The organism is Paracoccus thiocyanatus (assembly GCF_900156255.1).
GTDB classification, from domain to species: domain Bacteria; phylum Pseudomonadota; class Alphaproteobacteria; order Rhodobacterales; family Rhodobacteraceae; genus Paracoccus; species Paracoccus thiocyanatus.
The window spans coordinates 102,658-113,222 of record NZ_FTMK01000010.1 but is presented as its reverse complement, the minus strand read 5'-3'; the positions used below and the strand labels follow the sequence as shown (position 1 = coordinate 113,222).

The following is a 10,565-nucleotide window of genomic DNA, read 5'->3' as shown; positions in this document are numbered from 1 at the left end:
GGCATGCTGTCGGCGCCGGCGCTGGCGGTGATCGGCATGAGCGCATTCGGCACCGCGGTGATCGGCGGGCCGCTGGCGATGACCTTCCTGGCGCTGGAGGTGACGGGCGAGTTCCCCATCGCCGTGCTGGTGCTGGCGGCGGCGATGACCTCGTCGCTGGTGGTGCGGCAGAGCTTCGGCTATTCCTTCTCGACCTGGCGCTTCCATCTGCGGGGCGAGACGATCCGCAGCGCCCATGACGTGGGCTGGATCCGCAACCTGACCGTGGGCCGGCTGATGCGGCGCGACCTGCGCTGTGCGCCGGCCAGCATGACCCCGGCCGAGTTCCGGGCGGCCTTTCCGCTGGGTTCGACCCAGCGGGTGATCGTCACCGACGAGAATGGCGGCTATGCGGCGCTGATCCATGTCCCCGAGATCCATGCCGATGCCAATGCCGCCCAGCCCAAGGCGCAGCTTGCGGATTTCTTCTGCCAGCAATCCGACATCCTGCTGCCGGGGATGAACGCCCGCCAGGCCGCCAGCCTGTTCGAATCCAGCCGCTCCGAGGCGCTGGCCGTGGTCAGCGACCGCATCGAGCGCCGCGTCCTGGGCATGCTGACCGAGGCCCATACCCTGCGCCGATACAGCGAGGAACTCGACAAGCAAAGACGCGACATCATCGGCGCGACGGAGTAGGGGAACGCCGCCGCGACCCGGACCCGCCGGGCCGCGGCGGGCTGCCCGGCGGGGCGCGATCAGCCGCGGGCAGAGATCGCGGCGCGGATCGCCTCTCCGGCCTCGGCCAGGTCGCCGCACATCGCCACGGCGGCCGCCGGGGCGTCGCGCCGGGCCAGGGCGTCGATGATTTCGGCATGGCGGAACTGGCCGGTCTTGGACAGCACGCCGCTGCGCACGATGTTCATCAGCGGCGCATAGCGCATCCACAACAGCTCGATCAGGTCCACCAGATCGGCGTTGCCGCTTTGGTTGTAGATGGTAAAATGGAACTCTTGGTTCAGCCGCAGATAGGTCTTGGTGTCCTGGGTCGGGACGATTTCGCGCATCTCGTCGTCGATGCGGCGCAGGTCGGCGGCGATGCCGTCGCGCGCATGCAGGGCCGCAAGCCGCGTCGCCTCGCCCTCAAGATGCAGGCGCAGCGGCAAGAGCGCGTCCAGCCGCTCGACCGTGGCTTCGGGCACCCGCAGCGAGCGGCGGGGCAGGGCCTCGATGGCGCGGGCCACCACCAGGCGGCTGGTCGCCTCGCGCACGGGCATCTGGCTGGTGCCGAAAGCCTGGGCCAGTTCGGGCAGCGTCAGCCGCTGGCCGGGTTCGAACTCGCCGATCATGAAGCATTTCTTCAGCTCTCCATAGACATGGTCCGGGTCCGAGATCGCCTGCCGCGGCTCGAACGCAGGCAAGGTGTTGGCATGCCTAGTCACTCCGTTCTCCTTATCCTGGGGGGCGCCCGCGGCGATGCTGCATGGCCGCCCGTCTTTTCGAAAGCGTTTTTCCGTCAATACCTGCTGGACTATAGATGATCAAATATCAGGATGCGCAAGCACCAGGCGCCGGCCAAGCATAAAATTTCTGATCAGATATCATATTTGTTGACAGGCGCGGCGACTCGCGCCTAGGCTTCATGAAACAACGACCGCGCGGAAAGCGTGGCGAGCCGGAAGAGCCAACTTCAACAGGGGAAATTCGATGACGAAGATCGCCGGACCTGGCACGACCAGACGCAATTTCATGAGAATGGCCGCGATTGCGGCGGGCGGGCTGTCTGCGCCGTCGCTGATCGCATCGCGGGGCCTGGCCGCAGAGCCCGAGCGCATCCGCATGGGCATGGTGACGCCGCTGGAGGGCGAATGCGCCCAATGGGGCATCCCCATCACCCGCGCCGGGCAGATCTGGGCCGACGAGCACAACGCCCAGGGCGGCATCCTGTGCGGCGATGGCGAGCGGCACATGATCGATTACATGGCCTATACCAATGGCTGCTTCTTTCCCAACGAGGAAATGTCGGCCTTTCGCAACGCCATCTTGCAGGACGGCTGCAAATACATGTTCCAGACCTATACGCCGGCATCGCGCAAGGCCATCGCCCGGCTTGCGACGCAGAACGGCGTGCTGACCAATTCCTATGGCGGCGGGTTCATGAGCGCGGATTTCCCCTATCTGATGGGCGGGATCACCGGCTCGCCCACCGCCTTTCTGGGATTGGTCTCGCATGTGCTAGAGCGGCACCCGGAGATCAAGCGCGTGGCGCTGATGTTCACCGACAATTCCTTTGGCCTGGCCGGGCGTGCCTATACCGACGCGGGCTGCGCGCCCTTTGTCGCGCAGGGCAAGGTCGAGATCGTCTATAACGAACTGTTCGACCCCAACACCACCGATTACTTCCCCTTGCTGGGTGCGGTGATGAAGACCCGGCCCGACGCGATCTTCTATTCCGACCTGCCGCCCGGCAAGCAGGCCATCCTGCTTGAGACCGCGCAATCGCTGAAATTCGACGGCGTCTGGATGTCGCATTCCTGGGACTTGCCGCAGATCGCCCAGCGGGTCGATCTGGCGGCGCTGGACGGCCGGGTCTATGGCGGCTTCGGCGTGGACGCGATGGAGCCGACCTTTTCGGCCAAGGCTCATGGCATGTACAAAAGCTATGTCGAAAAGCATGGCGCCGGGGAATGGATCGGCTTTGCCGGGCTGACCTATTCGGCCATGGCGACGCTGGATGCGGCCTTTGCGCAAAGCCCCTCGGCCAGTCCCCAGGACGTGATGGAAACGCTTTACGGCATGGGCCAGATCGACCATCCGATCTATGGCAAGTCGGCCTGGTCGGGCGCCGATATCTTCGGGGTGAACCACCATCTGCTGACGCCGACGCCGAAATACGTCATCCAGGACGGCGGCCTGGCGCTGTCGGGCGTCGTGGACGACCATGACTGGTGGAACCAGCACAAGGACGCCGCGCTGCCGGTGCTGAAGAACTACCAGATGACCGAAGTGTAACCGCGACCGCCGCAGCATCGCGACGATAAGGGCGCAACCCCCTGCGGGCTGCGCCGGCGGGACCCCCTTAACCAACTGACGGAGGCTTCGATGGCCAGAGATGACATTCTCATTCCGCCCTACAAGACGGAACTTTTCGCCGAACCGATCCGGCCCGAGGAAATCGCCGGCCTGCCCGGCGCGCTTGATACCGGGCTGGAGCAGGTGGACCCGGTGACCTTCTCGGTCGTGCATGCCCGCGTCGAGGGCATCATGACCGAGATGACCGAGACCATCCTGGCCACCGCCCGCAACCCGATCCTGCATGGCGCCAAGGATTTCACCTGCTGCCTGCTGGATACCTATGGCGCCTCGATCCTGTCGATGGTGGACTGCATCCCGGTGCATGTCGGCACCATGAGCCCGCCGCTGCGCTTTATCATCCGGGCCTTTGGCGACGACATCAAGGAAGGCGATGTCTTCCTGAACAACGCCTCTTATGCCGGCAACAGCCATGTCGGCGATTTCACCATGTTCGCGCCGATCTTCTATGAGGGCAAGATCGTCGCCTGGGCCTGTTCGAAATGCCACCTGCTGGATATCGGCGCGCATCTTCCGACCAGCATGGACCCCTTTGCCAAGGACATCTACGAGGAAGGCTTCCACTTTCCCGGCGTCCGGCTGTGCCGCGACCACAAGCCGATCACCGACCTGGTGCGGTTCATCGCCTACAACTTTCGCTATCCGCAGCAATGGCACGGGGATTTCCTGGCGCAGCTTTCGTCGCTTTGGGTGGCGGAATCGCGCATCATCGACCTGTGCAAGCGCTTTGGCTACGACACCTTCAAGGGCTGCCTGACCGAAGCGCTGCGCTATGGCGAACGCGCCATGCGCGAGGAAATCAGCAAGCTGCCCAAGATCACCGTCACCGAGACGCTGAAGACCGAATGCTTCAAGGGCTATATCGACGAGCCGCTGGAGTTCAAGATGACGCTGACCATCGACCCGGACGAGGGCTATATCGACTTCGATTATTCGGAAATGCCCGACCAGATCGACTTCAGCTACAACCTGTCCTATGCGACCTGCCGCTGTTCGGCGATCCAGGGCACGCTGCCGATCCTGTCGCCGGACCTGCCCTATAACAGCGGCGCGCTGGACCGCATCCGCGTCAAGCAGCGCGAGGGCGCGCTGGCCGGCATCCCGCGCTGGCCGGTCGGCACCGAGGTCGCCACCGTCGGCCTGAACGACGAGGTGACGAACCTGGTCTTCAAGACCTGGGCCAAGGTGCTGCCGGAACGGGCGCTGGCCGGCATGGGCGAACATCCGGCCGCCAACCATACCGGCGCCGGCGTCGACCCGCGCAAGAACGACCAGCCCTATGGCCACCTGCACTATCTGGCCGCCAGCGCCGCCGGCGCGACCGAGGGCTTCGACGGCCTGCCGCATATGTTCGGGCATTGCATCATGGGCAACATGGGCTACGAATCGCTGGAGATCCACGAACAGTCGCTGCCTCGCATCATCTGGGAAGTGAAGGCCGAGGCGGATTCGGGCGGCGCCGGCAAGTGGCGCGGCGGCATCGCCATGTCGCATCGCTTGCAGCCGATCGACCACGATATGCAGCTGATCTATTGCGGCGTCGGCCATACCTGGCCTGCCTTCGGGCTGTATGGCGGGGATGGCGGCACGGTCGCCGATCACTGGCTGCTCGACGGCGCAACGCAGGAAATCGAAGCGCGCCTTGAGAACATGGGCGAAACGATCTGCCGCCGCGACCAGCACTGGTATGCCAAGACCGGCGGCGGCGGCGGCTTCGGCAATCCGCTGGACCGCGATCCCGAAAAGGTGCGCGACGATGCCCGCGACGGCTTCATCTCGCTGGATGCGGCACGCGATGTCTATGGCGTGGTGCTGGACACCGAACCCGAACTCTTCGCGGTGGATCAGGCCGCGACGGCCGACCTGCGCGCCAAGATGGCCGCCGCGGCCTGAGACGAAAGGACATGACCATGAAATACCGCATCAGCGTCGATGTCGGCGGCACCTTTACCGACCTGACCATCGCCGAATCCGAAACCTTCACCCAGCTTGGCAGCCACAAGTCGCCGACCACGCCCGAGGACCGCTCGGTCGGCATCCTGAACGCCATGGGCCTGGCGGCCGAAAGCCTTGGCCTGTCGCTGGGCGAATTGCTGTCGCAGACGGCGGTGTTCTGCCACGGCTCGACCACCGCGACCAACACCATCCTGGAGATGAGCGGCGCCAAGACCGGGCTGATCTGCACGCGGGGCACCAAATACATCCTGTGGCGCGGCGAAGGCCGGCGCCAGACGATGTTCAACTACAAGATGGAGGCGCCCAAGCCGCTGATCCGGCCCTATCTGTGCCGCGAAGTGACCGAGCGCATCGATGCGCAGGGCAATGTCCTGGTCCCGCTGGACGAGGACGAGGTCCGGGCCGAAATCCGCCAGCTTCGCGAATGGGGCGTCGAGGCCATCGCCGTCTGCACCATGTGGTCCATCGTCAACGATGCCCATGAACGGCGCATCGCCGAGATCATCGAAGAGGAATGGCCGGGCGTCGATTACTGCATCAGCTCGGACATCCAGCCGATCATCCGCGAATATTACCGCACGAGCTGCGTGGTGCTGAATGCCATGCTGCAACCCAAGGTCTCGCGCTATCTGCGCAACCTGCAAGGCAAGCTGGAAGAGCGCGGCTTTCGCGGCGAGACGCTGATCGTGGTGTCGAACGGCGGCGTGGTGCCCATCTCGGAAGTGGCGAAGAAGCCGGTCTTCATGCTGTTCTCGGGCCCGTCCATGGCCCCGGAGGCGGGCTATTACTTCAGCGAGATCGAAGGCATCCCCAATTGCATCACCGTGGACATGGGCGGGACCAGCTTTGACGTCTCGACCGTCCTGGAGGGCCAGATCACCACGACCAAGGACGGCCGCATCCTGAGCTATCCGACGGGCGTCGCCTCGATCGAGATCGCGACGCTGGGCGCCGGCGGCGGCTCGATCGCGACCATCGACAAGGGGCTGATCAAGGTGGGGCCGCGCAGCGCCGAGGCGGTTCCCGGCCCGGCCTGCTACATGCGCGGCGGCACCGAACCCACGGTCACGGATGCCTATGTCGTGCTGGGCTATATCAGCCCGGCGCATTTCCTGAACGGCCGCATGCAGATCGACCGCGACCTGGCGGTCAAGGCGGTCAAGGACCATATCGCAGACCCGCTGGGCATCAGCGTCGAGGATGCGGCGCTTGGCATCACCCAGGTCGTGAACGAGAACATGCTGGGCGGCATCCTGGACATGACGATCCGCCGCGGCGTCGATCCGCGCGAGTTCGCCCTGGTCACAGGCGGCGGCGCGACGGCGGTGCCGGTCGCATTCCTGGCGCGCGAGATGGGCATCAAGAAGATCGTCATCCCGCGGGAAACCTCGGTGCTATGCGCCTTTGGCGCCAACAACGCCGCCATCGCAATGAGCGAGGTGGTGTCGAAATACAGCGATACCGGGGATTTCGACTTCGAGGGCGTCAACCAGGCCATCGCCGGCATCACCGGCAAGGGCGCGGATTTCCTGACCCGGATGGGCATCAAGCCGCAGGACCAGAAGTTCGAGCTGTTCGTCTCGGCCCGCTATCCGATGCAGACCACCGAGCTGGAAATCCCGATCACCCTGGACGGCGGCAAGATCACCCCGGCGATCCTGGAAGAGATCACCGCGGCGTTCCATGCGGCCTATCTGGCGCGCTACAAGACGAATGACCCGGCGTCGGATGTCGAATTCCTGATGTGGCGCAACATGGCCACCTTTCAGCGGCCGCGCATCGTGCTGCCCGAACATGACAAGACCGGCGAAGCCACCCCGATCCAGGCCATGCTCAGCACCAGCAAGGCCTATTTCGGCGGCGGCGAGATGGTCGACACCCCGGTCTATGACGGCGAGAAACTGCAATACGGCATGACCGTGCCCGGACCGGCGCTGGTGGTGCTGCCCGACACGACCATCGTCGTGCCGCCCTTTGCCGTGCTCGACACCCGCAAGCATGGCTATTTCGTCATGGACGTGGATGTCAGCAACCGCGACGCCGGCGTCAAGGCGCGCAAGCGCGCCCTGGCCCCGGCCGTCTGATCCGTCGCCCGTCCCGGCCGCGCGGCCGGGGCGGGCAGCCAGTTGCGCATTCCAGGACAGCGAGGCGGCCATGCTCGACATCAATGTCATGCAGATCGTGATCAACTTCCTTTCGCTCAGCGCCTTTTACGGGCTGTTTGCCGTGGGCCTTGCGCTGATCTTCGGCGTGATGAAGGTGGTGAACTTCGCCCATGGCGAATTCTTCATGCTGGGCGGCTATGCGCTGTGGTTGCTGCTTGCGGCCATGCCGGGCGTGCCGCTGTGGCTGGTCTTCCTGATCGCGCTGGTCGCCGGGCCGCTTGCCGTCGCGGTGCTGGGCATGCTGGTCGAGCGGCTGATCTTCGAGCCGACCAGCGACAACGTCTTCGGCGGGTTCATCGCCTCGCTGGGGCTGTCCTATGTCTTGCAGGCGGTGGCGGTGCTGTGCTTCGGCGTGGTGTCGAAAAGCCTGCCGGTGATGGTGCCGGGCCAGATCCAGATCGGCGGCGGCACGCTGACCTATCAGCGCCTGGTCGTGATCCTGGGCGCGGTGGCGATGATGGTGGCGCTTTACTACTTTCTTTACCGCACCCGCAGCGGCCGGGCCGTGCGCGCCGCGTCGCAAAACCGCGACGCCGCCCTGCTGCAAGGCATCGACCTGCGCCGGGTCGGGCTGATGACCATGGCCATCGGCGCCGCCATGGCGGCGGTGTCGGGCGTGCTGATGGGCAGCGTGATCAATGTCAGCCCCTATATGGGCCTGGAGGCGATCTGGAAAGCCTTTATCGTGGTCATCGTCGGCGGCCTGGGCAGCATTCCGGGCGCCATCGTCGCGGCGCTGCTGTTCGGGCTGATCGACAGCATCGCCACCACGCTGGGCTATGGCCAATATGTCGTCATCATCGACACGGTGATCATGCTGGTGGTGCTGGCGTTTTTCCCGCGCGGGCTGCTGGGGCGCGAGGCCCCGCCGCTGGATCAGGGCCAGGTCGCCGCCGACGATGCCGGCCAGGTGCGGCCGTCGCGCGCCATGGCCGGGGTGCTGGCGCTGGCCGGCGCGGCGCTGCTGGCGGGCTATCCGCTGCTGGCTTCGCCCTATTACATCGGCGTGGGCATCCTGTTCCTGATCAACCTGATCCTGGTGATCAGCTATCGCACCGTGATCACCATGGGCGGCTGGTCCTTTGCCCATATCACCATGCTGGCCATCGGCGCCTATGCCACCGGCATGCTGCAAAGCCGGCTGGGCCTGTCCTTCTGGGCGATCCTGCCGCTTTCTGGGCTGGTCGCGGCGGTGGTTGCGGTCGCGATCGCCGTCCCGGTGATGCGGACGCGGCAGTTCTATTTCTTTCTCAGCACCTTTGCGGCGGGCGAGGCGATCCGGCAATGCTTCATCCAGTTCCGCGGCGTGTTCGGCGGCATCGAGGGCATCCCCTTCCTGTCGCCGCCCGAGGACCTGTTCGGGCTGAGCTTCATGGACACCACCAATTATTTCTACCTGGCGTTGGTGGTCTGCGTCGTCAGCGGCTGCCTGCTTTATCTTTTCGACATCAGCCGCACCGGCCGGACCATCCGCGCCATGTCGGAAAACGAGAACCTGTCGGGCGCGATCGGCCTGGATGCCTTTTCGCTGAAGATCCTGGCCTTTGCGCTGGGGGCGTTCTTTGCCGGCTGCGCGGGATCGCTTTTCGCGGGCTATAACGGCTTCGTGGCCCCCACCGACTTTACCACGCAGTTCATGTTCAAGATCATCGCCGCGGTGGTGATCGGCGGCAACCGCAGCTTCTGGGGTCCGATCCTGGGCCTGCTGGTGCTGACCCTGATCGAGGAACTGCTGATCGACGCCAACCAGCTAATCCCGCTGTTCTGGGGTCTGACGATCATCTTCACGGTCCTGTTCATTCCGGCGGGACTGGAAGGGTTGGTGTCGCGCTGCCTGGCGCGCCGCCCGCTCCGCAAATGGCGGCCCATCAGCGACAGGAGGGATCGCGATGCTACGCGTGCATGACCTGACCCGCCGGTTCGGACGGCTTATGGCCCTGGACCACGTCTCGTTCGAGATATCGGCCGGCACCATCCATGGGCTGATCGGGCCGAACGGATCGGGAAAGACCACCTTCTTCAACCTGGTGACCGGCTTTCTGCCCGCCAACGAGGGCAAGGTCTTCTGGGACGGGCGCGACGTCACCGGCTTGCCGCCGCATCGGATATCGCGGCTGGGCCTGGCGCGGACCTTCCAGAACACCAGCAATTATGCCCGGCTGACGGTGCGCGAGAACCTGGTGATCGCCAGCCGCAACCATATCGAAAGCAGCGCCCTGGCGCGGATGCTGCACCTGCGATCGGCCCGGTCGGAAGAGGCGCGCCACGGCCGGAGCGCCGATGCGCTGCTGGAACGGTTCGGCATGCGCGACCTGGCCGACGTGCAGGCCGCGCAACTGCCGGGCGGCACGCAGAAGATCCTGGGCGTGGCCATCGCGCTGTCCACCAATCCCCGGCTGGTCATGCTGGACGAGCCGCTGGCCGGGCTGAACACCGGCGAAAAGGCGCAGCTCATGACCATCCTGCGCGGGCTTTGCGCCGACGGGCTGACGCTTTTGCTGATCGAACACGACATGAAGGCGATCATGCAGGCCTGCGACCGCATCACCGTGCTAAGCTATGGCACGCTTCTGGCCGAGGGCACCCCCGAGGAAATCAGCCGCGATCCGGCCACGATCAAGGCCTATCTGGGAACGGAGGTGGCGTGATGCTGGAGATTTCGGGCCTGACGGTCGATTATTCCGGCGTCATCGCGCTGGACCAGGTGTCGCTGAACGCGGATACTGGCAAGGTCAGCACGCTGATCGGGGCCAATGGCGCCGGCAAGTCCAGCCTGCTCAAGGCCATATCGGGCCTGGTGCGGCCGGCGGGCGGCAGCATCCGCTTTGACGGCGAAACGGTGCTGGATCAATCGCCCGATGCGCTGGTGCGGCGCGGCATCTGCCATGTCCCCGAGGGCAGGGGGCTGTTTCCCTATATGTCGGTGATGGACAATCTGCTGAGCGGCGCGCATCTGCGGCGCGACGCGGCGGGGATCAGGCAGGACCTGGACAAGGTCTTTCACTATTTCCCGGTGCTCAAGCAGCACCGCCACCGCATCGCCCGCAACTTCAGCGGCGGCCAGCAGCAGATGATCGCGATCGGCCGCGGCATCATGCAGCGCCCGCGCTTCTACCTGTTCGACGAGCCCTCGATCGGGCTGGCGCCGCTGGTCACGCGCGAAGTGATCGGCGCGATCACCGCCATCGCGCGCCAGGACAGATGCGGGGTGCTGCTGGTCGAACAGAACGCCAACCTGGCGCTGGACGCGGCCGAGGATGCCTATGTGATCGAACTGGGCCGCATCTCGCTTTCCGGCAGCGCGGCGGAACTGAAGAACGATGAACGCGTGCGGCGCGCCTATCTTGGCCTGTGAACGGGCGGGCTTGCGCCTGT

Annotated in this window: 7 protein-coding genes and 1 pseudogene; 7 read left to right on the top strand and 1 reads right to left on the bottom strand. The window is 65.2% G+C overall.

What is annotated here, in order from left to right:
• A pseudogene (locus F3H32_RS17710) lies at nucleotides 1–675 on the top strand (chloride channel protein); the annotation flags it as partial.
• 59 nt (nucleotides 676–734) lie between these two features.
• On the opposite strand, the gene F3H32_RS09630 reads toward F3H32_RS17710, so the two are convergent.
• A complete protein-coding gene (locus F3H32_RS09630) occupies nucleotides 735–1,418 on the bottom strand; it encodes a GntR family transcriptional regulator (protein WP_149765665.1) in 684 nt (227 codons plus the stop codon).
• A gap of 313 nt (nucleotides 1,419–1,731) precedes the next feature.
• Here F3H32_RS09630 and F3H32_RS09625 point away from each other — a divergent pair, with 313 nt between their 5' ends.
• The 6 genes from F3H32_RS09625 (at nucleotide 1,732) to F3H32_RS09600 (ending at nucleotide 10,545) form a co-directional block, all read left to right on the top strand.
• Entirely contained in the window at nucleotides 1,732–2,988 is a 1,257-nt protein-coding gene (locus F3H32_RS09625) for an ABC transporter substrate-binding protein (RefSeq protein ID WP_188128636.1), read from the top strand.
• 90 nt (nucleotides 2,989–3,078) lie between these two features.
• Nucleotides 3,079–4,962: a hydantoinase B/oxoprolinase family protein gene (locus tag F3H32_RS09620; protein WP_149765663.1), complete on the top strand. Its 1,884-nt coding sequence runs from the start codon at nucleotides 3,079–3,081 to the stop codon at nucleotides 4,960–4,962.
• Nucleotides 4,963–4,979: 17 nt separating this feature from the next.
• Nucleotides 4,980–7,109: a hydantoinase/oxoprolinase family protein gene (locus F3H32_RS09615; RefSeq protein ID WP_188128635.1), complete on the top strand. Its 2,130-nt coding sequence runs from the start codon at nucleotides 4,980–4,982 to the stop codon at nucleotides 7,107–7,109.
• A 70-nt stretch (nucleotides 7,110–7,179) separates the two neighbouring features.
• Nucleotides 7,180–9,096 (top strand): ABC transporter permease, encoded by a 1,917-nt coding sequence (locus tag F3H32_RS09610; RefSeq protein ID WP_188128634.1) that lies wholly within the window; start codon nucleotides 7,180–7,182, stop codon nucleotides 9,094–9,096.
• Nucleotides 9,080–9,838 (top strand): ABC transporter ATP-binding protein, encoded by a 759-nt coding sequence (locus F3H32_RS09605; RefSeq protein ID WP_149765667.1) that lies wholly within the window; start codon nucleotides 9,080–9,082, stop codon nucleotides 9,836–9,838. Before F3H32_RS09610 ends, F3H32_RS09605 begins: the two co-directional genes overlap by 17 nt.
• Nucleotides 9,838–10,545 (top strand): ABC transporter ATP-binding protein, encoded by a 708-nt coding sequence (locus tag F3H32_RS09600; RefSeq protein WP_149765660.1) that lies wholly within the window; start codon nucleotides 9,838–9,840, stop codon nucleotides 10,543–10,545. Before F3H32_RS09605 ends, F3H32_RS09600 begins: the two co-directional genes overlap by 1 nt.
• The last annotated feature ends 20 nt before the right edge of the window (nucleotides 10,546–10,565 follow it).